Below are 22,455 nucleotides of genomic sequence, written 5' to 3' on the forward strand. Positions count from 1 at the left end.
CCTAGACCGCCTGCACGGCCAACAGCGGCCCGAGCACCAGACTGGCGAACGCCGCCCCGAGCAGCAGGCGCGGCTGGTAAGGCAGGCCGAACACCCACAGGGTCACGCCGGCCATCAGCACGGCGATCCACTCCACCAGGCCCAGGGCCCAGCCGCGCCCGAGCACGGCGAAGATCAACGACAGCAACAGCAAGACCCAGCCCGCGAGCTTCAAGGCTCGCAGTTGCCGGCCCGTGGGGTTGCGCCCGAGCAGGTCGTTGAAGTGTTTTTCCATGGCCAGGCACAGGCCGGCGAAACCGGCGAAGCCCATCAGCGCGACCCCCAGCATCAGCTCGCCTCCACGGTCGTGGCGGTGCGTCGCGCACGCTTGGCGACCGGCTTGGGCGCACGCAGCATCTTGCCGGCAGCCCAGGCCAGGAACACGCCGGTGGCCAGGGCCGTCAGGTCGAAACCGGCCATCGCCCAGTCACCCGCGGCGATGGAGTGATCCAACCCCTTGTCAGTGGTCAACGCGTTGAGCAGCGGTAGCAAGGCGAACGCCAGCGCTCCCAGCGTCAGTTGTTCGCCCCAGGCACGGCGCCCGCTGCGCAATATGGCGTGGAGCAAAGACGCGCCCCAGGCCAGGAAGAAAGCATTGATCTCCCAATCGGACCGGCCGTCCAGCGTCGTTGGTAGCAACCGATTGGCCCAGAAGAACGCCGCCACGCCCAGCAACAGGCCGCTCATGCTGGCGATGTTCAGCACTTCGACCAGGCGCAGCTCGCCGGGCATGCGCTCGCTCTTGGCATGCTTGAGCTGGCGCTTGCCCAGCCACATCACCAGGCCCGTGCCGATCACCGCCGTGCCGGCCAAGCCGAAGGCGAAGTACAACCAGCGCAGCCAGGGCCCGGCGAAGTTGCCCATGTGCAGGCCGACAAAGGTAAAGGAGGTGGTCATCGCCACGCTTTCCGGCGCGCCGCGTCGCAGCAGCTCGCCACTGACGCCATCGAAGGTCCAGGTGGCGCTGCGCTGGTAGGCGACGCTGTCGGCCGAGGCGCGGGTGAAGGTGACCCGGGCGTTGCGGTCGCCTGGGTTGTGCACCTGGATGTAGCCCATGCGCGCGCCCGGCGCCTGTTCCTGGACCTTGGCGTACAGTTCGGTCAACGGCGCCAGCGGCGCGGCCTGGGCCACCGCCTCGGGCACCTCGTCGCGGCCGAACACATCGTTGAAGTAGCCACTGCTGTCGCCATAGCTGGCCAGGATACTGGCCGGCATGACCATGTACATGAAGATCACCAGGCTGCTATAGCTGATCATCAGGTGGAACGGCAGCACCAGCACGCCGATGGCGTTGTGGCCATCGAGCCAGGAACGCTGGCCCTTGCCCGGGCGGAAGGTGAAGAACTCCTTGAAGATCTTCTTGTGGGTGATGATCCCGGTGACCAGCCCCAGCAGCATGATGAAGGCGCAGAAGGTCGACAGCCAGCGGCCCCAGGGGTGGGGCATCTGCAGCTGGAAGTGGAAGCGGTAGAAGAACTCGCCGCCACGGCTGTCACGGGCCTCGACCGCCTCGCCGGTGCGGGCGTCGAGTTCCTTGTCGGTGAAACCCCGGCGCCCACCGCCGTTCGGGTCGCGCCAGCTGACACTCAGCGCCGCCTCGCGCTCGCTGGGCAGGCGGATGAACCAGGTGCTGGCGTGACCGGCATGGGTTTCCAGGTAACGCTGGGCCAGGCCGAGGCTGCGTACCGGGTCGAGCGGATGGCTCTGCACCTCGGGCTGGGTCCAGTGGCTGATCTCCTCCTTGAAGTACGACAGCGTTCCGGTAAGGAAGATGGCGAACAGCAGCCAGCCGAAGATCAGGCCGGTCCAGGTGTGCAGCCAGGCCATGGCCTGGCGGAAGCCTTCTTTCATGGCAGGTTCATCCAGTAGGCCAGCACGTTGATCAGCCCCAGGGCCAGGCTTGGCAGCAGCACGCCCAGCCAGGCGCGCCAGGCGCTGCGGCAGGCAAAGCACCCGATGAAGGCGATCAGGTAGAAGACGAACGACAGCATCATCCCGGTCATCGTCGCGTCGGCCTGGGTCATCGGCGCAAGCAGGGTGATGCAGACACTGGCCATCGACGCCAGCAGGTAGCCACCCAGCAGCGCGGCCAGGCTGCGTGAGGTCACGGCCAGGCGGTAGCTCAGGGGAAGGCCGGCGGCTTTGCTCTTCATGGCGAGGGTCCGGGGATTGGGAGTGCAATACTAATGATTTCAATTCTCATAAGCAAAGCATGCAGGCACCAGCGGTACGCATGCCTTGCGGCGGCAGCGATTGCCGAACACCGGCGGCATGAATACAATGCGAACAATTCTTACTTCCAGTTGCGCCTTCTGGCGCCGGAGTCGTATCGGTGTCCAGTGCCCTCTCTTCCACCGTCGAAGGTCTCTACCACGCCCATCACAGTTGGCTGACCGGATGGCTGCGACGACGCCTGGGCTGCCCGCAGAGCGCCGCCGACCTGGCCCAGGACACCTACCTGCGCCTGCTCCAGGCCCGCGAGGCGCCGCAGCTGATCGAGCCCCGGGCCTTCCTCACCACCGTGGCCAAGCGCGTGCTGTGCAACCACTTCCGCCGCCAGGAACTGGAACGCGCCTACCTCCAGGCCCTGGCCCAGCAGCCCGAGCAGGTGGCGCCCAGCGAGGAAGACAAAGCCCTCATCCTGGACACGCTGCTCGAGCTCGACCGCCTGCTCGATAGCCTGCCGCCGCTGGTCAAACGCGCCTTCCTGCTGGCCCAGGTCGATGGCCTGAGCCAGGGCGAGATCGCCCGCGAGCTGGGCATTTCCCTGGCGACGGTCAAGCGCTACCTGCACAAGGCAGCCCTGCGCTGCTACTTCGCCCTGTGAACGCAGTCTTTTCCTCGCAGATCGCCGAACAGGCGGTGCATTGGCTGATCGAGTCGCAGAGCGAAGGTTTCGACCAGCACCACGCCCTGGAGCGCTGGCTGCAGGCCGACAGCGAACACCAACGGGCCTGGGCCCATATCCAGCAGGTCAACCAGCGCCTGCGCGGCGTCGCCGCCCCGGTGGTCCACGCCACCCTGCAGGCACCGCCCTCACCGGCCCGGCGCCGCGCCCTCAAGGCGCTGCTGCTGGCGGGGCTGGCCAGCGCCGCCGGATTGGGCCTGCAACAACACAATCCCTTGCCTGGGTTGATGGCCGACTACCGCAGCCCGGTCGGCCAGCGCCGCCGCCTGGCCCTCGACGACGGCAGCCTGTTGCACCTGAACACCCGCAGCGCTGCCGACGTGCGCTTCGACGGCCGGCAGCGCCTGGTGCGCTTGCAGGAAGGCGAACTGCTGCTCGACGTGATCAACGACCCACGGCCACTGCGCCTGGCCACGGCCCAGGGCGAGCTGCATCTGCACAGCGGACGCTTCGACGTCCGTCAGTTCGACGGTTTCAGCCTGGTATCGGTGTTCAGCGGCAGCGCCAGCGTGACCGGCACACCGCTGCTGGCCGGGCACCAAGCGCGCTTGGCCCGTGGCGGCTGGCAGGCGGTTGCACCGCTGGACCCTAATCGGGCGGCCTGGGTGGAGGGCATGCTGGTGGTGTCGCAGATGCGCCTGGGTGACTTTCTCGCCGAGCTGTCGCGGTATCGACTCGGGCAGTTGGGATGCAGCGAGCGGGTGGCCGATCTACGGATTTCCGGATCGTATCCGCTGGCAGACAGTGAACGGATTCTGGAGATGCTGGAAGTGACGCTGCCGGTGAAGGTACGGCGGTTCACCCGGTACTGGGTGTCGCTCGAAGCCGCGTCAACTGGCTAAGAGGCTGGCCCGTTCCCGGGAGCACCCGTTTTTTCAACTCAGTTGAGCCATTTCCCGAACCTCGCGTGACAGAGAAGACAGAACCCCTTGTCACAGGACCTCCGTCACATGCCCCTGCGCCTGCGCCCCCTCGCCTACGCCCTGCTCCTCGCCACCCCGCTCGCCCTGGCCGGCGAGCACCGCGACTACCACATCGCCCCCGGCACACTGGAACAGGCCCTGAACCAGTTCGGTCGCGAAAGCGGCGCGCTGATCTCGTTCAGCCCGGGCCTGACCCAGGGCCTGAGCAGCCCCGGCCTGGAGGGCCAATACGAGGTCGGCCAGGGGCTCGATGCCCTGCTGCGCGGCAGCGGCCTGCAGGCGCGCCAGGAGACCGACAACGCCTACAGCCTGCAACCGCTGCCGGCCACGGTCGGCAACGCCGCGGTCGAGCTGGGCGCATCCACCGTGGTCGGCGACTGGCTGGCCGAGGCCCGCCAGGACAACGTCTTCGAACACCCCGGCGCCCGCGACGTGGTGCGCCGCGAGGCATTCGAACGCAGCGGCGCCAGCAGCGCCCGCGAAGTGCTCAACCGCATCCCCGGCGTCAACGCCCCGGAAAACAACGGCACCGGCAGCCACGACCTGGCACTGAACTTCGGCATCCGTGGCTTGAACCCGCGCCTGGCCTCGCGCTCCACCGTGCTGATGGACGGCATCCCGGTGCCCTTCGCCCCCTACGGCCAACCGCAGCTGTCGCTGGCGCCGATCAGCCTGGGCAACATGGATGCCGTGGACGTGGTACGCGGCGGCGGCGCGGTGCGCTACGGGCCGCAGAACGTCGGCGGCATCGTCAACTTCGTCACCCGTGCCATCCCCGAAGAAGCCACCTTCAAGGCGGCGATGCAGAACCAGATCAGCCCCTCGTCCAGCCAGGATGGCCTGAAGAACAGCGCCAACCTGTTGATCGGCGGCACCAATGCCAACGGCCTGGGCGGCGCCCTGCTCTACTCCGGCACCCGCGGCAGCGACTGGCGCGAACACAGCGACACGCAGATCGACGACCTGATGCTCAAGGGCAAGCTGCAACTGGACGAAGCCAACAGCCTGCATGCCATGGCTCAGTACTACGAGGGTGAAGCCGAAATGCCCGGCGGCCTGAGCACTGCCGACTTCGACGCCGACCCGTACCAATCGACCCGCCTGAAGGACAGGTTCTGGGGCCGCCGCACCCTGTTCAACCTGGGCTACGACTACAAGCAGGACGACCGTCAGTTCAGCGTCAACAGCTTCTTCACCAAAACCCTGCGCAGCGGCTACCTCGACCAGGGCAGCTTCGTCTCGCTGTCGCCGCGCGAGTACTGGGTGCGTGGCATCGAGACCCGCTTCTCGCAGGGCGTGGCCCTGGGCGACAGCTGGCACGAACTGGGCATCGGCTACCGCTACGTCAACGAGGCGGGCCACGAACTGCGCTACCGCGAGCCGGTCAACGGCGCCCTGCCGACCACCGCCAGCCGCAACGACCGCGACACCCGCGGCAGCACTGAGGCCCATGCCATCTACCTGGACGACCGCATCGACATCGGCCGCTGGACCATCACCCCGGGCATCCGCTACGAGATGATCGACTCCGAGCAGAGCAACAAGCTCAACGGCCAGCAGTACCAAGGCAGCTACAACACCGCCCTGCCGGCCCTGAACGTGATGTACCACCTCACCGACAACTGGAACCTCTACGTCAACACCGAAGGCTCGTTCGGCAGCGTGCAGTACAGCCAGATGCCCAACCGGGTCAGCAGCGGCGAGGTGAAACCGGAGAAGGCGCGCACCTGGGAAGTCGGCACCCGCTACGACAATGGCGACCTGCAGGCCGAGATCGGCGCCTTCCTGATCAACTTCGACAACCAGTACGAAAGCAACCAGACCAACGACTCGGTAATCGCCCGCGGCGAGACCCGCCACCAGGGTATCGAGACCAGCGTGCGCTACGCCCTCGACGGCTTGAGCCCGGTCTTGGCCGGTTTCGACGTGCACGCCGGCTACGCCTTCGTCGATGCCACCATCCGCGAAGACGGCCCGAACAAGGGCAACCAGGTACCGTTCTCGTCCCGTCACAAGGGCACGCTGGGGATCGGCTACACCGAAGGCCCATGGCAGTTGAACCTGGACAGCAGCTTCCAGAGCAGCCAGTACGCCGACAACGCCAACACTGGCAGCGAAAGCGCCGACGGCAGCACCGGGCGCATCCCCGGCTACATGCTGGTCAGCACCCGCGCCGGCTATGACTTCGGCCCGCAGCTTTCGAACCTGAAGGTGGCGGTGGGGGTGAAGAACCTGCTCAACCGCGAGTACTACACCCGCTCGTTCGACGACAACAACAAGGGCAAGTACGTGGGTGAGCCGCGAACGTTGTATGTGCAGACGTCGGTAGCGTTCTGACAGCGCGGGCCAGAGGGGTAGACGCCTTCCCTGTAGGAGATCGCCCAGCCTTTAGGGCTACGCTGTCGCGCAGGGAGCAGAGTTCCAGCGTGGGAGCGGCCTTGTGTCGCGAAAGGGCCGCAAAGCGGCCCCGGCGATTGTTGCATGAACACGGAAATCGGGGGCTGCTACGCAGCCCTTTCGCGACGCAAGGCCGCTCCCACGGGGCTCGGCGATCTCCTACAGAGGATGTGGAGTGGCCTGAAGAGTGTGTATCCGGCAAATAGCGCAAATCAGCCCAGCGCCTTCTCGATCGCCTGCACCACGGTCGGATCATCCGGCGCGGTACGCGGGGCGAAACGCGCCAATACACGGCCATCCTTGCCAACCAGGAACTTCTCGAAGTTCCAGGTGATATCGCCGGGGAACTCGGCCCCTTCACCCGCCAGCAGGCGGTACAGCGAATGACGCTGCGGCCCGTTGACCTCGAGCTTGGCGCCCAGCGGGAAGCTCACCCCATAGTTGAGGCTGCAAAACGCCTGGATCTCCTCCTCGCTGCCAGGTTCCTGGCCGGCGAACTGGTTGCACGGCAGACCCAGCACATTGAAGCCCTTGTCCCTGTAGTCCTGATAAAGGTTCTCCAGGGCCTTGTACTGCGGGGTCAACCCGCACTTGGAGGCGACATTGACCACCAGCACCACTTGGCCCTTGAACGGGGCCAGCGGCAGGTCCTCGCCGTTCAACGCCTTCAACGTCAGGTCGTGAAATGCACTCATGATGAAATCCCCTCTCAGGTTCCCGATTGCCGCTGGGGCGAATCCCGCCCACTAAAAAGGCGCGCGGCCAAACCGTCCACCCTCCTGAGGAGGGCAAGTCCGGCTTGCCCGAGCGCCTGGCGACTCTCTGAGCTTAGCGCAGAAAATCAGTGGTGATGGCCACCTTCACCGTGGATGTGGCGGTGAGCGATTTCTTCTTCGCTGGCCTCACGCACGTCGACAACCTTGACCTTGAAGTTCAGGCGCTGGCCAGCCAGCGGGTGGTTGCCGTCAACGGTGACGTCGTCGCCGTCGATGTCGCGGATGGTGACGATCTGCATCTGACCGTCCGGCGCCGAGGCGTGGAACTGCATGCCGACTTCCAGCTGGTCGACGCCTTCGAACATGCTGCGGTTCAGGGTGCTGACCAGTTCGGCCGAGTACTCGCCATAGGCGTCTTCCGGTTCGATGGCAACGGTCAGCTCGTCACCGGCCTGCTTGCCTTCCAGGGCTTTTTCCAGGCCCGGGATGATGTTGGCGGCACCGTGCAGGTAGACCAGCGGCGCACCACCGGCGGAGCTGTCGATGACCTCACCTGCGTCGTTGGTGAGGGTATAGTCGATGGAGACAGCCTTGTTGGCGGCGATCAGCATGGGGCAAGACCTTTTGCAAAAGAATGTAGAACGGACAAGTGTAACCAACGCATCGACCGATTGCGAACGCGACTCGGACCAAGGGCCGCCCATCAGTCGGATCACCGGCTTCCACCTCGACGAGGAGGACCACTGGGTGGTCGAGCTGTCCTGCGGCCACACCCAGCACCTGCGCCACCAGCCGCCGTGGCAGGCCCGGCCCTGGGTGCTCGATGCCGACGAGCGCGCCCGGCGCATCGGCCAGGTATTCGCCTGCGGCTGGTGCGCGCAGGGGGCGGTTAGCGATACCCTTGGCCGCTGAATTCCTTGCACCGCTTATTTCGAGAAGCACGCATGCAGACATTTTTCATTGCGCCGACCGACTTCGGCGTCGGCCTGACCTCCATCAGCCTGGGACTGGTGCGCACCCTGGAGCGCGCGGGGCTAAAGGTCGGCTTCTTCAAGCCGATCGCCCAGCCGCACCCCGGCGACACCGGGCCGGAGCGTTCCAGCGAACTGGTAGCCCGTACCCACGGCATCAAGCCGCCCACGCCCCTGAGCCTGGGGCATGTCGAGCGCATGCTCGGTGACGGCCAGCTCGACGAGCTGCTCGAGGAGATCATCCGCCTCTACCAACAAGCCTGCGTCGGCAAGGACGTGGTGGTGGTCGAGGGCATGGTGCCGACCCGCCACGCCAGCTATGCCGCCCGGGTCAACCTGCACCTGGCCAAGAGCCTGGACGCCGAGGTGATCCTGGTGTCGGCACCGGAGAACGAGGTATTGAGCGAGCTGTCCGGTCGCGTCGAACTGCAGGCCCAGCTGTTTGGCGGCCCGCGGGACCCGAAGGTGCTCGGTGTGATCCTCAACAAGGTGCGCACCGACGAAAGCATGGCCGACTTCGCCACGCGCCTGCGCGAGCATTCGCCGCTGCTGCGCGGCAACGACTTCCGCCTGCTCGGCTGCATCCCGTACCAGGCCGAGCTCAACGCCCCGCGAACCCGTGACGTGGCCGAGCTGCTCGGCGCCCAGGTACTCAACGCCGGCGACTACGACCAGCGGCGCATGAGCAAGATCATCATCTGCGCCCGCACCGTGGCCAACACCGTGCCACTGCTGACCTCCGGCACCCTGGTAGTGACCCCGGGCGACCGTGACGACATCATCCTCGCCGTGTGCATGGCCGCGATCAACGGCGTGCCCCTGGCCGGCCTGCTGCTGACCAGCGACAGCAAGCCCGACCCACGCATCCTCGAGCTGTGCCGCGGTGCCCTGCAGGCCGGCCTGCCGATCCTGTCGGTGAGCACCGGCTCCTACGACACCGCCAACCAGCTCAACTCGCTGAACCGCGAGATCCCGGTGGACGACCGCGAGCGCGCCGAGTTCATCACCGACTTCGTCGCCAGCCAGCTGGACGCGGCCTGGCTGCACCAGCGTTGCGGCACGCCACGGGAACTGCGCCTGTCACCGGCAGTGTTCCGCTACCAGTTGATCCAGCGCGCCCAGCAGGCCAACAAGCGCATCGTCCTGCCCGAGGGCGCCGAGCCCCTGCTGGTGCAAGCCGCCGCCCTGTGCCAGGCCCGTGGCATTGCCCGCTGCGTGCTGCTGGCCAAGCCCGAGGACGTGCAGGCCGTGGCCCGCGCCCAGGGCATCAGCCTGCCGCCGGACCTGGAGGTGCTCGACCCCGACCTGATCCGTGGCCGCTATGTCGAACCGATGGTCGAGCTGCGCAAGAGCAAGAACCTCAACGCGCCGATGGCCGAGCAGCAGCTGGAAGACCCGGTGGTGATCGGCACCATGATGCTGGCCCTCGGCGAAGTGGACGGCCTGGTCTCCGGCCTGGTGCACTCCACGGCCAACACCATCCGCCCGGCCTTGCAGCTGATCAAGACGGCGCCGGGCAGCAGCCTGGTGTCGTCGGTGTTCTTCATGCTGTTCCCCGACCAGGTGCTGGTGTATGGCGACTGCGTGATGAACCCGCATCCCAGCGCCGCCGAGCTGGCCGAAATCGCCCGGCAGAGCGCCGAGTCCGCCGAATCGTTCGGCATCGCGCCACGGGTGGCGATGCTCAGCTATTCCAGCGATTCGGCGGCCAGCGACGAGGAGGTGGAAAAGGTACGCGAAGCCACGCGCCTGGCGCAGCAGGCCGAGCACGACCTGGTGATCGACGGGCCGTTGCAGTATGACGCCGCCGCCAACCCCGAGATCGCCCGGCAACTGGCGCCGTCGAGCCCGGTGGCCGGACGCGCCACGGTGTTCGTGTTCCCCGACCTGAACACCGGCAACACCACGCACAAGGCGGTGCAGCGCAGCGCCGACTGCGTCAGCCTCGGGCCGATGCTGCAAGGTCTGCGCAAGCCGGTCAACGACCTGCCCCGTGGGGCGCAGGTGGACGATATCGTGCATACCATCGCGTTGACGGCGATTCAGGCCAGTACCGAACGCTAGAAAGCATCGCGGGGCAAGTCGCATCGGCGCACCGCCGCTCCCACGCCATGAGTGGATGGCGTGGGAGCGGCGGTGCGCCGATGCGACTTGCCCCGCGATCGGTTGCAGCCAGGCGACTTATGGATACTGCTGCACAGTCCCCTGCTGGTCATACTGCTGACCCGGGATCGGCTTCAGGTTGACCTCGACGCGGCGGTTCTGCGCACGGCCATTGGCATCGGCGTTGCTGGCGATCGGCTGGTCCGGCCCCATGCCACGCACGCTGACCCGCGAGGAATCCACGCCCTGGGAGGTCAGGTAGGTGCTGACCGCCTGGGCACGACGCTGGGACAGGTCCATGTTGTGCTGGCGGCTGCCGGTGCTGTCGGTGAAGCCCACCACCTCGATGGTGTTCTGGTTGAACTGCTTGAACGAGTTGGCCAGGTTGTTCAGCGGCGAGTAGAAGCTTGGGGAAATGTTCGCCGAATCGGTGGCGAAGGTGATATTGCCCGGCATGATCAGCTTGATCTGGTCGCCCTGGCGCTGCACCTCGACGCCGGTGTTGGCCATCTTGGCGCGCAGCTCGGCTTCCTGCTTGTCGGCGTAGTAGCCGTAGCCGGCGGCGGCGGCGCCCACCGCGGCGGCGCCGATCAGCGCGCCTTTGCCACGGTTGTTGTGATCGATGGCGGCACCGGCAATGGCACCGGCCAGCGCGCCCAGGCCACCGTACTTGGCGGTCTTGCTCATCCCTGTGGAGCCCTGCGCCTGGCCCTGGTTGTCATACGGGTTGGGGCTGGCACAACCGGACATCAGGGCGGCGGCGGTAGCGACGATAATCAGACGACGCATGGTGAACATGGACAAGCTCCTACTGAAATTCAAAAGTGCAGCGGATCACCTACGGATCTATGCCAGCCTTGGATTGCAGCGCGGCGGAAAAATTCCATGAAACCTCAGGCGCGCACGAACGGATTCTCGCGCATCTCGTCGCCGAGGCGGGTGTCCGGGCCATGGCCGGTCACCACGATGGCCTCCTCATCCAGGCGGTACAGCCGTTCCTTGATGGATCGAACGATAGCCCGCTGATCGCCACCCCACAAATCGGTGCGCCCTACGCCACGACGGAACAGCGTATCGCCAGCGATCAGCAGCTTGTGCTCGGCGAACCAGAAACTCATCGAACCCGGCGTATGCCCTGGGGTGTGCAAGGCCACGCCGCAGCCGCAGGCCAGCTCCTCGTCGTCGCTCAGCCAGCGGTCCGGCGACGGCACCGGCGTGTAGGGCATGCCGAACATCTGGCACTGCATCTCCAGGTTTTCCCACAGCGGCTGGTCGGCCTTGTGCAAGTGCAGCGTGGCACCGGTCAGTTCCTTGAGCTTGCCCGAGGCGAGGAAATGGTCGAAGTGGGCATGGGTGTGGATGATGCTCACCAGGGTCAGGCCATGATGCTGCAGGCGGGCGAGGATCTTCTGCTCGTCCCCGCCCGGGTCGACGACGATGGCCTTTTTGCTGAGCGGGTCGCCGATCAGGGTGCAGTTGCACTGCAGCGGGCCGACGGGGAAGGTTTCGCGGATGAGGGTTGAAGGTAGAGCGTTCATTGTTGGCCTGGAGAAATCACGGATGTCCGACAAGACTATCGCCAGGCCTGCGGTATGCCAACTCGTGATCAAAGCCTCTGAAAGAGCTGACGAACGCGGCAGATCTCAAGGCAGGTACAACCGGAACAAACCGCCCCCCAGTGTCCCGCCATTGGCAATCTCGATCCGCCCGCGTACCCCGTTGCGCTCGTGCAGCGCGGCAATTCGCGCGGCGAAGTACAGCCCCAGCCCGGTGCTGCCGCTCTGCGAGTCGATACCCTGCACATAGTCGTGCTGGCGTTCGAGCATGCGCTGTGGATAACCGGCGCCGTCGTCGTTGACGCTGATCACCAGTTGCTCGCCCTCTTCCTCGATGCTGATCAGCAGGGCATGGCCGGCATAGCGGATGGCGTTGGTGAGCACATTGGCCACCACCGAGGCGACCAGTTCGCGGTCGAAGAAGCCCAGCGGGCTCTCGGTCTCGATGCGCCAGGTGGCAAGGATGTCGCGGTGTTTGATCACCTCTTCCTGGGCCGCCAGCTGGGCCTCGAGGAAGTCGTCCAGCTCGTGGTAGTCCGGGCAGATGGGCAGCTGGTTGACGCCCAGCTTGTACAGCCCCAGCAACTGCACGAGCATACCGTTCAGGTGGCTGAGCTCATGCTCCACCACACCCTGCTCGGTGCCGCCGCGCAGCGCTTCGGGCAGGCGCGCCAGCCATTGGCTGTGGGCATGGGTGAGCGCCGCGAGGGAGTTTTTCAGGTCGTGCACGGTGGAGGCGATCACCGTGGAGAAGTCCAGCCCCTGGTTGTCCTGGTTCATGCGCCGAAGACCCGGATGTGCAGTTTGCGGTAGCGGTCATAGCGACTGTCGCTGGCGGGAATGCCGGCCACGCTGGTGAGACAGTCGCGGCACTCCTGCATCAGTGCCGGCGGTGGCGTCTCGCCGCCGATACGCAGCAGGGCCTGGGCGGTGTTCAGGGCGATGCTGATGTTCTTCGGCTGCAGCGACAACGCCTTGCGGAACATGCCCAGCGCTTCGTTGAGCTGACCGCCCTGGTAGCTGCGCACACCCTGGCGGTTGAGGTCCACGGCTTCGGTCACCGCCCCCAGCACCAGCGGATCGTCGGTGAGCTTGGCGACGCTCTGCATGACCTTGGGGTCGTCGCCGTAGGTTTCCACACACCCCTTGAGGATCGAGGTACCCGCCGCGTCCTGGCCAAGTTGCTGCAGCTGCCTGGCCACCGTCAGCGCCGCCTCCACGGAGAAGAACTGGTCCATCTTCTCCAGACGCTGCATGGCCTGCTCAGTGAGCTTGGCGGCGGTTTCTGGATCGCCAGCCTGCTGCAGGCTGGCGGCCTTCATTAACCGCGCACGCACCTGCAGGCCCTGGTCCTCGACATTCTCCTTGGCCACCTCGCTGAGCACGGTGTTGATCTCGACCCGGGTACGGGCGTCGAGACCGTTGCCACTGTTCTTGTTCATCAACGCCTGGACCAGCCCCAGGTTGCTCTCGGCGTCCTTGTAGCGCGAACTCTGCCCTTGGTTCACCGCATGGCGATAAGCCTTGGAGGCGCTTTCGAAGTCGGCGTTGTCCAGTGCCAACTTGCCCAGCGCGGCCTGGCGTCGCACGGCGAGCGGCGACAGGCGCACCGCCTCCTCGAGCATGTGCTGGGCACGCCGGGTCTCACCCTGGGCCACCAGCACCTCGGCCATGCCATCGTACAGGTTGGGCATGATCGGGAAGGCCTTGAGGGCCTGCTCGTAGACACCCTGGGCCTGGGCGTTCTGCCCGCGCTTGTGCAGCAGGCTGCCGAGCGCCGCGTAAACCCAGGGCTGCGGACGACTGGCAAGGATGTTCTTGAGAAACTTCTCCAGTTCCTCGAAGCGATTGAGATCGCGCAGTGCGTCAGCGCGGTAGCGCAGGCACAGCGGGGCGAAGCGCGGGTCTTTCTTGCACAACTCGGCACAGGCGGCGAGCACTTCGGCCGGACGGCTGCGGTCGAGGGCCTGGAGAATCGGCTTGAGCAGCGTCTTGCGCTGGGTCAGCTTCTCCAGGCGCTGGGCCAGGCCGACCCGGTTGAAGGGCTTGGTCAGGTAAGCGTCGGGCTCGTGCTCGATGGCACTGAGCACGATGGACTGGCTGCTTTCGGCGGTGACCATGATGAACACGCATTCATGGCTGATCAGCTTGTCGAGGATCAGGTCCTCGAGCACTTGCTGGCCGTTCTTCTTACCGTCACCCAGGTGGAAATCCTGGAGGATGAAGTCGTAACGCTTCTGCCCGCACATGCGCAGCGCCTGTTCGCCACTGTCGGCGGTGTCGACGTCCCGCACGCCAAGCTCGCGAAGCATCGAACGGGTCGAGGTTCGGAAGTCGGTGAAGTCGTCGACGATCAGAAAGCTTTTTTGCCCATACTGCAGCATCAACACGACCTGTATTGAAAAAGTGGGGAAGTGGCGCGTGGCGATGCATACCGCCGAGGTCTGTATCGGCAGCGGTTCGGGAAAGATGAGCCCGGAAAGGTAACGCCGAATGATGGCCTAAAGCCGCCATCTTAACGGCCGACCTCGCCTTAAGCCACTAGACCAGCAAGCCAAGGGTCTTGGCCCTGGCCACCGCCTGGGTGCGGCGCTCGACACCGAGCTTGCTGTTGATATGGCTGGCGTGGGTCTTGACCGTGTGCAGGGAGATGAACAGGCGCTCGCTGATCTGCTGGTTTGAACAGCCTTGGGCGATCAGTTCCAGCACGGCGAACTCACGGCTGCTCAGAGCCTCGGTGGCCCCCCCGCCGGTAGCCAGCGCCTGCGGCAGATGGGCCAGCAGATCGCTCTGCGCCGGGCAGGCCGCACGCCCCGTCAACTGCTCGCGCAGCCAGTGTGGCTGCTCTTCGATCAAGCGTTGGAAGGCCTGCAGGGCACCGCCCTGGGCCGCTTCCAGGGCAGATGCGAGCAACTTGGCCGCTTCGGCGTCACGCCCCTCGGCCAGCAGCAGGGCGATCAATTGGCACTGAGCGCTGACCACCAGCGTCATGCCACCGCTGGCCTGGCCCCGCTCGACCAGCGTGCGCAACCGCGCTTCGGCGTCACCGGGGCGGGCCAGCACCCGTTCCAGCAAGGCCTGCTGCAATTCGATGTGCAGTGGCAACAACGGGTGGAACTCCGGTGCGGCCGCAGGTTGCTCGCCACCATAGGTCTGCCCCAAGCGCAGCAGCCAGGACTCGGCCAGGTCCGTTCGGCCCTGGGCCAACCAAAGCTCGCACTTCACCAGGGTAATCATGGCTAGGTAGAAGATCGGCGGCACATCCCAGATATGCATCAGCCGCTCCGCCTCGGCCAGTTCCGAGAACGCTTCGGCAAAACGCCCTTCGCGACCGTCCAACGAGGCGATCACGCAATGCCCGATCAGGACGCTGATGTCGCGGCAGCTGCGCGCCTCGCTGAGCCCGGCGCGCAAGCGCGCACGGCCCTGGGCGCAATGCAGGCGGGCCGCCAGCAAGTAGCCCTCGTACAAGGTCAGGCGTGCGCGCACGGCATACAGGCGCTGCCCCGAAAGGCCCTGCAACCGCTGCAATCCTTGGCGCACTTCGTCCAGGGCTCGCAGCACCTCACCCCGGGCGTGCAGTACTCGCGCCCGATCGTAATGGGCCAGGGCCTCAAACAGCGGGTTGCCGACCCGTTGCGCCAATTCGAGTGCTTCGCGGTTCCAGCCCCGCGCTCGCCAGAAATCGCCATCGGCGATGGCCAGGTTCGACAGGGTCGACAGACACACCAGCCGCTGACCGTAGCGCTTGTTCGGCAAGCTCTGCAGCGCCTCGCCACAGTAGGCGAGTGTCCGCTCGCGATCGCCGCGGCCACGGGCGATGACCCCGCTAAGGGCCAGCCACTGGGCGAGCATCGACTTCTGTGCCGTGGCCGACGGTGCGGGCAGGAAGCGGCTCAGGTAGGCCGCCAGCTCCTCGGAGGCGTCCAGTTGGCAGGCCAAACCCAGGGCCCAGCTATACAGGACGATCAGCCTGGGCGTGCTGATCAACAAGCTGTCGGGCAGGTCCATCTTCCAGCGCAGCAGCATGCCGACATTCTGCTCCGCCAGCAGTTGCTCCTCGGACAGGCTCTGTACCAGGCCCGCCGCCACGTCCAAGTGGCCCGCGCGCAGGGCCTGCTCCACCGCTTCGTCCAGCAGGCCCTGCCCTTCGAACCAACGGCAGGCACGCAGGTGCAGCCCCGCCAGTGGCTCGCAGGCCTGCCGGCTACGCAGCAGGTCGGAGAACAGGTGGTGATAGCGGAACCACAACCCATGCTCGTCGAGCGGCACCAGGAACACCTGGTGGGCCTGCAGATAGCTCAGGATCTCGCCGCTGTCATGGCGCTCGCGCAGGGCGTCACATAATTCGGCGCAGAAACGCTCCTGGCAAGCAGTCTCGTAGAGAAACGCCTGCACGGGGGCCGGCAGGATGTCGATGACTTCCTCCAGCAGGTAGTCGCGGATAAGCCCTTCGCCGCCATGCAGCGCCTGGGGCAAGGCGTGGTCCTCGCCGGACTCGCTGGCCGCCAGTTGCCAGAAACGCAGCCCTGCCACCCAACCGTCGCTGCGCTGGATCAGGTTGTCCAGGGCTTGGCCGCGCAAACCGGTGGGTTGGCGGCCGATCACGGCCAGCGCTTCATCGGGGGTCAGGCGCAGGTCCTGCTCGTTGAGTTCGACCAGTTGGCGCGATAGGCGCAGGCGCGCCAGGTGCCAGTCGGGCCGTTGACGACTGGTGACCAGCAGGGCCAACCCGGCCGGCAGATGGTTGAGAAAGAACTGCAGGCAACGATCGAGCACCGGCCCCTGGGCCAGGTGATAGTCATCCAGTACCAGCAGCAAGGGCGTGTCCGGTTGCAGGTAGAGCGCGAGTTCATCAAGCAGGCCGTCGAGCCACTCTTCGAAGGCGAAGGGTTGATGCCGTTGGCGCATCTTCAAAAGCCCCAGGGCCTGGCCGCCAAGTGCCGGGCAGAACTGCTGCAAGCCTTCGAGCAAGCGTTCGAGAAAACGCCCCGGATCAGCATCGCGCTGGCTCAAGCCAAGCCAGAGGCTGCGCCAGTGGCTGGGCAGTGCCTGGCAGAACTCAATGGCCAACGAACTCTTGCCAAACCCCGCCGGTGCGTTCACCAGTAACAGACGCCCCCCCAGGCCACTTTGCAGGCGCTGGCACAGGCGTGCTCTGGGGACGTGCGCTTCCGGCAGCGGCGGCCGGAAGAAACGCCCATCCAGCAGGCCCAAGGCCTGGCTGGCGACTCCGTGGGTACGGGACAGGTCTGTCATGGCCGGCTCGTTCTGATTGGAATAGGGCGGCGTAAGGGCTTGTTGCGAGACTAGCGGCAAACGCTGCGCATTTGAAGATGATGCAGGCGCTTTGCCCTAAAAAGACTACGACAAAAAGAAACAGCAGCGACAGGCCGCTCGACTTCACGCCCGCACAAACAGAAACGCCCCGGCTAGCCGGGGCGTTCTGGGAGATCAAACGGAGTTGCGACGACTGTCAGCTCAACGCACACCCGCCTGACGCAGGGCTGCCGGCTGGAAATCGGCCTTGCTGGCGCTGAAGCCGAAGTTGTAGGCGCTCTTCTCTTCGTTCTTCATGCCCAAGGCCAGGTAGCGACCCGACTGCAAGTCGTAGATGGCCTCCAGGGTGTACCAGGGTACCTGCACGTTGTAGTACGGCTGGGCGTGGGCCTCGGAAACGCGCCACAACTGGTTGCGACCGTCGTACTGGTCGATCACCGCAGCCTGCCAGGTGTCCTCGTCGATGTAGAAGTCACGCTTGGCATAGATGTGGCGCTGACCCGGCTTGAGGGTGGCAACCACGTGCCAGACGCGGCGCAGCTCGTAACGCGACAAGTCCTGGTTGATGTGCCCGGCCTTGATGATGTCGCTGTACTTGAGCTTCGGATCGTCCAGCTTGTAGGCGTTGGAGGCGATGTACATCTCCTTCTTGCCTTCGAGCTTCCAGTCGTAACGGTCCGGCGCGCCGTTGTACATGTCCAGGTTGTCGGAGGTGCGCAGGCCGTCGGCGGCAGTACCCGGGCCGTCGTACGACACTTGCGGCGCCTGGCGCACACGGCGCTGGCCGGCGTTGTAAATCCAAGCCTTGCGCGGCTCCTTGACCTGGTCGAGTGTCTCGTGGACCAGCAGTACGGTCCCGGCCAGCCGCGCCGGGGCGGTCACTTCCTGCTTGAAGTAGAACAGAATGTTGCCCGGGTTGGCCGGATCGTAGTCCTTCATCTTGTCGCGGAACACGAACTGGTCCTGGAAATACACCAGGCTGTACGAGCCGTTCTGCTGCGGGGTGGCCTGGGTGACCAGGCGGGTCACGCTGCCACCACGGTAGCGGGTGATGTGGTTCCAGATCACCTCCAGGCCATCCTTGGGGATCGGGAACGGCACGGCGGTGCGGAAGTTCTCCAGGCCGTTGCCGCCGGCGACCAGGGTGGTCTTGGTGGCGTTTTCCTTGATCGCGGCGAACACATCGTCCGGTACCGTGGAGCCGCGGTGGGTCTTGTACACCGGGATCTTGTAGGTGTCCGGATAGCGCTTGAGCATCGCCAGCTGGCCAGGCGAGAGCTTGTCCTTGTATTGGTCGGCGTTCTGCGCAGTGATGGTGAACAGGGGTTTCTCGCTGCCGTAGGGGTCGGACAGGAAGCCCTTCGCATCGACGCTGCCGGCGCTCTTGGACAGCGGCTCCCACGGGCCGATCGAGCCATCGGCGTTACCAGCCTTCTCCGCGCCCATCGGTGTCAGTGTGGAGCCCAGCTTGGCCGCTTCGGTGGCGGAAACCGCAGCCATGACGCTGGTTGCCAGCAGGGACATGCCCAGTACACCGGCTTGCAGCAGACGTGTGGTCATTTTCATTGTGTGTCGTCCTGGATCAGGTTTCTTAGAAGTTCACGCCGAAGCTGAGGGCGACAAAGTCGCGGTCATCCACGGTGGTGTACTTGCCATCGAAGAAGTTGGTGTACGACAGGCTCGCCGTGTAGGTGTTCTGGTACTCGGCGTCCAGGCCAAGGCTGACCGCCTTGCGGCCTTCCTCGAAGTTGCCGCCTGGGCCCGGGGAGTAACCCGAAACGTCGTGGGACCAGGCCACGCTGGGCTTGAGGTTGACCCCTGCGAAGACGTCGTTGTAATCCCAGATGGCGCGCGCACGATAGCCCCACGAGGTGCTGGTAGTGAAACCGTCACCCTCGCAATTGCGCGTCAGGTTGGCAGACGAACTGCCCAACCCGGAGCCACCGATGGTGCTCGTGTTGAGCAGACGGCAGGCATTGCCAGGCAGGTCACCCGGGCCGTAGACCGGGTCGCGACCATAACGGGCCTTGTCACGGCTCTCCAGGCCACCGACGTGGGTGACACCGACTTCACCGACAAGGGTCATGCGGCTGGCACCCATGACCTGGTCGAAGAAGTGGGTGAAGGTGGTCTGAAACTGGGTGATTTCCTTGCGTTTGTAACCGTGAAGGTCTTCTCCTGGCTGGCCGTTCAGTACCGAAGCATTGCCGAACAACGGCCCCCCCAGTGGTTTTACACCAGCAAACAGGATGTCAGTACTGTTCAATTGCACAGGCGCGTTGGGGCGGTAGCTGATCTCGCCGCTCCAGGCGGTGCCGGTGGGCAAGGTGGTGGAGAAGCTGAGCCCGTAGAGACGGATGTCTTCCGGATACTCGACGAAGTATTGCGAGTTACCCGCCACGATCAGCGGCGCGAGTGACCGCAATGCCGCTGGCAGCGCAGCTGCGCGGGCAAAGGTCGCACGCGAGGCACCGGTGGCACTGAAGATAGGTGCGCGGCTGTGGTAGTTCATGAAGTACGCGCCGAACTCGGTGTCCAACGGCTCGTACATGTAGCGGAACGCGACGCCCCATTGACCACTGTCACGAGCGTCACGGTCGGCGCCACGGCGAACCAGCACGCCCTCCTCGTTGTAGTTGACACCATTGGCGGCCAACACTCCCCGCGCTGCTGCTGGCAAGGCATTGAGGGTACGGCTGCTGTTCAGCACACGCAGGTTGTCGGTGCAACCGTCGGCGATGATGTCGGGCTGGGAGAAGAAGGTGCCGCAGTTGTCGACGACCGTCTGATCCCATTCGATCTGGTAGAAGGCCTCGGCCGACAGGTTGTCGGTCAGACTCTGGGAGACATAGAACATGTTGACCGGGATCAGGCCTTCCTTGATCTCGGAACCCGGACGTCGGAACGCGGATACATCGATCGGGTTGATCGAGTTGATACCGCCGCCGATGAAGGTGCTCTCACCCCAGCTCACGACCTGCTTGCCCAGGCGCACCGAGCCCGGCAGATCGGCAATGGAGTAGTTGTGATAGACGAAGGCGTCGAGCAGTTCAGCGCCCGAGGACTTGGCGCCTTCCTTGCGGTTGGAGTCACTGATGTCCTTGAACTCGCGGTTTTCATCCTTGAGCTCGAAGTCGTACCAGTACTTGCCGCGAACGAACACGCCAGTGTCGCCGTACTTGAGTTCCAGGTCGTGGATGCCCTTGAAGATCTTCGAGAAGGTCTCGCCCTTCTTGAAGTTCAGGTGACCATCGTCAGAGGTCTGGGACAGGCCGTTGCCGCCGTTGTTGACCCCGATGAGGTTCTTGTTGGGGTTGGCAGCCGACCAGCTGGCGCCAACGGAGAGCGACGAGTCGAACTGGCCTTCGATTTCACCGATGTTGAAGCTGACCGCGAAAGCAGGACTTGCGAGCGTAGAAGCGAGGCTGACGGCCAGGGGCAGTTTCGCCCGGCGCCAGAACAGGTTTGCAGATGTCATCGACGCTACTCCATGTACTTTTTTGTTATGGCAGTGAGTCCTTTCAGAAACGGCTCGAGCGCCTGGTGAAGCAGGCTCCTGCCCGTGGCACCGCGCATTGGCGCGTGGTGCCCTCCCCCATTCCTGAAAATCCCCTGACCCGACTATAGCCAGCGGTCACAGGTGCTTGATCCCTCTAAAGTGTGATTTGCGCGTCCTGCTTGCGGCCCACCCCGATCGGCCGGCCTGCGCGCTGGCAGTGCTCAAGCATGGCTCAATTCTAGCGATTGACAAGGCGACATGCTGTCTAGCCTGCGGGGTCGCGCTGGAAAACGCGCGCCCCGCCCCTGGGTTACAAGGTGGAAAGGAACGCGCTGTTACTGGCCTGCCACTGGCTGATATCCACGCGGATACGCTTCTTGTCGAGCTTGCCAACGCTGGTCTTGGGAATTTCAGTAACAAGGGCGATCTGGCTGGGAATCGCCCACTTGTTGATGTGCCCTTGTTCGACGAAAGGCTTGAGGTGTTCCTTGAGCGCACGGGCATCGATGCTCTGCCCCTCACGCACCACCAGCAGCGCGAACGGGCGCTCGCCCCACTGAGGGTCGGGGACCCCGACCACCGCCACCTCACGCACCGACGGGTGCCGGCTGACCAGATCCTCAAGGTCGAGCGAAGAGATCCATTCGCCACCGGTCTTGATCACATCCTTGATGCGGTCGCGGATGTCGATAAAGCCCATGCCGTCCAGGGTGGCGACATCGCCGGTATGCAGCCAGCCACCCTGCCAGAGCTCCTCGCCCTTCTCCGGCTCGCGGAAGTAGCCCATGGTCAGCCAGGGCGCGCGCAGCACCAGCTCGCCCTGGGTTTCGCCATCGGCGGGCAGGAAGTTGCCACTGCCATCGACGATGGCGGCTTCGACCAAAGGCACCGGCACGCCAGCCTTGATCCGGTAACTGGTGCGCTCATCCTCGCTGCCGGCCTGCAACTCGTCGTTCAGGTGCGCGGCGCTGATCAGCGGGCAAGTCTCGGACATGCCATAGGCGGCGGTGAGCTGGATGCCGCGAGCCAGCGCCGCCTGGTACAGGGCCCGGTTGAGCGCACTGCCGCCGATGATGATCTTCCAGCCGCCAAAATCCTGGCCGGCCGCCGACGGGCAGTTGAGCAGCATCTGCAGGATGGTCGGCACGCAGTGGGAGAAGGTGACCTTTTCCTCGCGCCACAGCCTGATCAGCATGTCCGGCTCGTAGCGCCCCGGGTAGACCTGCTTGATGCCCATCATGGTCGCCGCGTAGGGGATGCCCCAGGCGTGCACGTGGAACATCGGCGTGATCGGCATGTAGACGTCGTTGCTGCTCAGCAGCCTGACGCTGTCCAGGCTGCCCAGAACCGAGGTTTCGGCCAGGGTGTGCAGCACCAGCTGGCGATGGGTGAAGTACACCCCCTTGGGATTGCCGGTGGTGCCGGTGGTGTAGAAGGTGGTGGCTACCGAATTCTCGTCGAAGTCAGGGAAGTCGTACTGCGGGCTGGCCGCGGCCAGCAGGTGCTCGTACTCGCCCACCAGGTTCGGCAGGTCGGCGGTCTTGTCCGGGCCATCGGTCAGCAGCAGGGTCTTGTCGACCGTGGTCAGCTGCCCGGCAATGGCCTGGTAGAGGCCGATGAAATCGCTGTTGACCAGCACGAAACGGTCTTCGGCGTGGTTCATGGTGTAGAGAATCTGCTCGGGCGACAGGCGCACGTTGATGGTGTGCACCACCGCGCCAATCATCGGGATGGCGAACATGCACTCCAGGTAACGGTGACTGTCCCAATCCATCACCGCCACGGTGTCACCGGCCTTCACACCGGCCGCGGTCAACACGTTGGCCAGGCGGGCGATGCGCTCGTTGAGCTGCGGGTAGGTAAGGCGGACCTGGTCGCGGTAGACGATCTCGCGGGTCTTCTCGTAGCGGCTGCCGGACATCAGCAGGCGCTTGATCAGCAACGGGTATTCGTAGGCGCCCTCGGCGGGCTTGATGATGCGAGTCTGCAACATGGGTATCCCTTTTCTTCAATACGGGCAGAACGGTTCAGTAATCCACTGTAGTTCGGTGACGCACCGGTCA

18 protein-coding genes are annotated in these 22,455 nt (G+C 65.0%); 5 read left to right on the forward strand and 13 right to left on the reverse strand.

The annotated features are described in order from the left end of the window. Position 1: 1 nt before the first annotated feature. Genes K5H97_RS24740 through K5H97_RS24750 form a run of 3 tightly spaced genes read right to left on the reverse strand, consistent with a single transcriptional unit; the run spans position 2 to position 2,192 of the window. Positions 2 to 328 carry a DUF3325 domain-containing protein gene (locus K5H97_RS24740; protein WP_028689540.1) on the reverse strand — a complete coding sequence of 109 codons (327 nt, stop codon included), beginning with the start codon at positions 326 to 328 and terminating at the stop codon, positions 2 to 4. Further along, on the reverse strand, positions 328 to 1,890 hold the full coding sequence (locus tag K5H97_RS24745; protein WP_028689539.1) for a PepSY-associated TM helix domain-containing protein: 1,563 nt from the start codon (positions 1,888 to 1,890) through the stop codon (positions 328 to 330). The genes K5H97_RS24740 and K5H97_RS24745 overlap by 1 nt, the downstream gene beginning before the upstream one ends. Next, positions 1,887 to 2,192 (reverse strand): DUF3649 domain-containing protein, encoded by a 306-nt coding sequence (locus K5H97_RS24750; protein ID WP_028689538.1) that lies wholly within the window; start codon positions 2,190 to 2,192, stop codon positions 1,887 to 1,889. Before K5H97_RS24750 ends, K5H97_RS24745 begins: the two co-directional genes overlap by 4 nt. A gap of 179 nt (positions 2,193 to 2,371) precedes the next feature. Between K5H97_RS24750 and K5H97_RS24755 the strand changes: the two genes are divergently transcribed. From K5H97_RS24755 to fecA, 3 genes are all read left to right on the forward strand, one after another. Continuing rightward, a complete protein-coding gene (locus K5H97_RS24755) occupies positions 2,372 to 2,866 on the forward strand; it encodes a sigma-70 family RNA polymerase sigma factor (RefSeq protein ID WP_028689537.1) in 495 nt (164 codons plus the stop codon). Further along, complete coding sequence (locus K5H97_RS24760; RefSeq protein ID WP_028689536.1) at positions 2,863 to 3,789, forward strand: FecR domain-containing protein; 927 nt, start codon at positions 2,863 to 2,865, stop codon at positions 3,787 to 3,789. Before K5H97_RS24755 ends, K5H97_RS24760 begins: the two co-directional genes overlap by 4 nt. 108 nt (positions 3,790 to 3,897) lie before the next feature. Continuing rightward, positions 3,898 to 6,207 (forward strand): TonB-dependent Fe(3+) dicitrate receptor FecA, encoded by a 2,310-nt coding sequence (gene fecA / locus K5H97_RS24765; protein WP_051555636.1) that lies wholly within the window; start codon positions 3,898 to 3,900, stop codon positions 6,205 to 6,207. A 272-nt stretch (positions 6,208 to 6,479) separates the two neighbouring features. On the opposite strand, the gene K5H97_RS24770 is transcribed toward fecA, so the two are convergent. Together K5H97_RS24770 and K5H97_RS24775 are read right to left on the reverse strand one after the other, a co-directional pair. Beyond that, on the reverse strand, positions 6,480 to 6,962 hold the full coding sequence (locus K5H97_RS24770; protein WP_028689534.1) for a glutathione peroxidase: 483 nt from the start codon (positions 6,960 to 6,962) through the stop codon (positions 6,480 to 6,482). A gap of 146 nt (positions 6,963 to 7,108) precedes the next feature. After that, a complete protein-coding gene (locus K5H97_RS24775) occupies positions 7,109 to 7,594 on the reverse strand; it encodes an FKBP-type peptidyl-prolyl cis-trans isomerase (protein WP_028689533.1) in 486 nt (161 codons plus the stop codon). Between K5H97_RS24775 and K5H97_RS24780 the strand changes: the two genes are divergently transcribed. Both K5H97_RS24780 and pta read left to right on the forward strand, forming a co-directional pair. After that, complete coding sequence (locus K5H97_RS24780; protein WP_028689532.1) at positions 7,593 to 7,895, forward strand: DUF3565 domain-containing protein; 303 nt, start codon at positions 7,593 to 7,595, stop codon at positions 7,893 to 7,895. The two genes, K5H97_RS24775 and K5H97_RS24780, sit on opposite strands and share 2 nt — an antisense overlap. Before the next feature lie 32 nt (positions 7,896 to 7,927). Beyond that, positions 7,928 to 10,018: a phosphate acetyltransferase gene (gene pta / locus K5H97_RS24785; RefSeq protein ID WP_028689531.1), complete on the forward strand. Its 2,091-nt coding sequence runs from the start codon at positions 7,928 to 7,930 to the stop codon at positions 10,016 to 10,018. A gap of 117 nt (positions 10,019 to 10,135) precedes the next feature. Here pta and K5H97_RS24790 read toward each other — a convergent pair whose 3' ends face one another. The 8 genes from K5H97_RS24790 to K5H97_RS24825 all read right to left on the reverse strand — a co-directional run bounded on the left by K5H97_RS24790 (position 10,136) and on the right by K5H97_RS24825 (position 22,385). Next, the gene (locus tag K5H97_RS24790; protein WP_028689530.1) at positions 10,136 to 10,855 is read right to left on the reverse strand and encodes an OmpA family protein; all 720 of its coding nucleotides are present in this window, start codon (positions 10,853 to 10,855) and stop codon (positions 10,136 to 10,138) included. A gap of 95 nt (positions 10,856 to 10,950) precedes the next feature. Next, on the reverse strand, positions 10,951 to 11,595 hold the full coding sequence (locus K5H97_RS24795; RefSeq protein ID WP_028689529.1) for an MBL fold metallo-hydrolase: 645 nt from the start codon (positions 11,593 to 11,595) through the stop codon (positions 10,951 to 10,953). Between the two features lie 105 nt (positions 11,596 to 11,700). Beyond that, positions 11,701 to 12,393 (reverse strand): sensor histidine kinase, encoded by a 693-nt coding sequence (locus tag K5H97_RS24800; RefSeq protein WP_028689528.1) that lies wholly within the window; start codon positions 12,391 to 12,393, stop codon positions 11,701 to 11,703. Then, positions 12,390 to 13,997 carry a response regulator gene (locus K5H97_RS24805; protein WP_028689527.1) on the reverse strand — a complete coding sequence of 536 codons (1,608 nt, stop codon included), beginning with the start codon at positions 13,995 to 13,997 and terminating at the stop codon, positions 12,390 to 12,392. Before K5H97_RS24805 ends, K5H97_RS24800 begins: the two co-directional genes overlap by 4 nt. A gap of 157 nt (positions 13,998 to 14,154) precedes the next feature. Continuing rightward, on the reverse strand, positions 14,155 to 16,872 hold the full coding sequence (locus tag K5H97_RS24810; protein WP_028689526.1) for a LuxR C-terminal-related transcriptional regulator: 2,718 nt from the start codon (positions 16,870 to 16,872) through the stop codon (positions 14,155 to 14,157). Positions 16,873 to 17,094: 222 nt separating this feature from the next. Beyond that, on the reverse strand, positions 17,095 to 18,459 hold the full coding sequence (locus tag K5H97_RS24815; RefSeq protein WP_028689525.1) for a DUF1329 domain-containing protein: 1,365 nt from the start codon (positions 18,457 to 18,459) through the stop codon (positions 17,095 to 17,097). A gap of 25 nt (positions 18,460 to 18,484) precedes the next feature. Further along, on the reverse strand, positions 18,485 to 20,371 hold the full coding sequence (locus K5H97_RS24820; RefSeq protein WP_028689524.1) for a DUF1302 domain-containing protein: 1,887 nt from the start codon (positions 20,369 to 20,371) through the stop codon (positions 18,485 to 18,487). A 331-nt stretch (positions 20,372 to 20,702) separates the two neighbouring features. Beyond that, the gene (locus K5H97_RS24825; RefSeq protein WP_028689523.1) at positions 20,703 to 22,385 is read right to left on the reverse strand and encodes a fatty acid--CoA ligase; all 1,683 of its coding nucleotides are present in this window, start codon (positions 22,383 to 22,385) and stop codon (positions 20,703 to 20,705) included. Between the last annotated feature and the right edge of the window lie 70 nt (positions 22,386 to 22,455).

The organism is Pseudomonas mosselii (assembly GCF_019823065.1).
GTDB classification, from domain to species: domain Bacteria; phylum Pseudomonadota; class Gammaproteobacteria; order Pseudomonadales; family Pseudomonadaceae; genus Aquipseudomonas; species Aquipseudomonas mosselii.

Coding starts and splice junctions, on each gene's coding strand:
- K5H97_RS24740 (WP_028689540.1), bottom strand. CDS start 328: ATGCTGGGGGTCGCGCTGATGGGCTTCGCCGGTTTCGCCGGCCTGTGC.
- K5H97_RS24745 (WP_028689539.1), bottom strand. CDS start 1,890: ATGAAAGAAGGCTTCCGCCAGGCCATGGCCTGGCTGCACACCTGGACC.
- K5H97_RS24750 (WP_028689538.1), bottom strand. CDS start 2,192: ATGAAGAGCAAAGCCGCCGGCCTTCCCCTGAGCTACCGCCTGGCCGTG.
- fecA (WP_051555636.1), top strand. CDS start 3,898: ATGCCCCTGCGCCTGCGCCCCCTCGCCTACGCCCTGCTCCTCGCCACC.
- K5H97_RS24770 (WP_028689534.1), bottom strand. CDS start 6,962: ATGAGTGCATTTCACGACCTGACGTTGAAGGCGTTGAACGGCGAGGAC.
- K5H97_RS24780 (WP_028689532.1), top strand. CDS start 7,593: ATGGGGCAAGACCTTTTGCAAAAGAATGTAGAACGGACAAGTGTAACC.
- K5H97_RS24775 (WP_028689533.1), bottom strand. CDS start 7,594: ATGCTGATCGCCGCCAACAAGGCTGTCTCCATCGACTATACCCTCACC.
- pta (WP_028689531.1), top strand. CDS start 7,928: ATGCAGACATTTTTCATTGCGCCGACCGACTTCGGCGTCGGCCTGACC.
- K5H97_RS24790 (WP_028689530.1), bottom strand. CDS start 10,855: ATGTTCACCATGCGTCGTCTGATTATCGTCGCTACCGCCGCCGCCCTG.
- K5H97_RS24795 (WP_028689529.1), bottom strand. CDS start 11,595: ATGAACGCTCTACCTTCAACCCTCATCCGCGAAACCTTCCCCGTCGGC.
- K5H97_RS24800 (WP_028689528.1), bottom strand. CDS start 12,393: ATGAACCAGGACAACCAGGGGCTGGACTTCTCCACGGTGATCGCCTCC.
- K5H97_RS24805 (WP_028689527.1), bottom strand. CDS start 13,997: ATGCTGCAGTATGGGCAAAAAAGCTTTCTGATCGTCGACGACTTCACC.
- K5H97_RS24810 (WP_028689526.1), bottom strand. CDS start 16,872: ATGACAGACCTGTCCCGTACCCACGGAGTCGCCAGCCAGGCCTTGGGC.
- K5H97_RS24815 (WP_028689525.1), bottom strand. CDS start 18,459: ATGAAAATGACCACACGTCTGCTGCAAGCCGGTGTACTGGGCATGTCC.
- K5H97_RS24820 (WP_028689524.1), bottom strand. CDS start 20,371: ATGACATCTGCAAACCTGTTCTGGCGCCGGGCGAAACTGCCCCTGGCC.
- K5H97_RS24825 (WP_028689523.1), bottom strand. CDS start 22,385: ATGTTGCAGACTCGCATCATCAAGCCCGCCGAGGGCGCCTACGAATAC.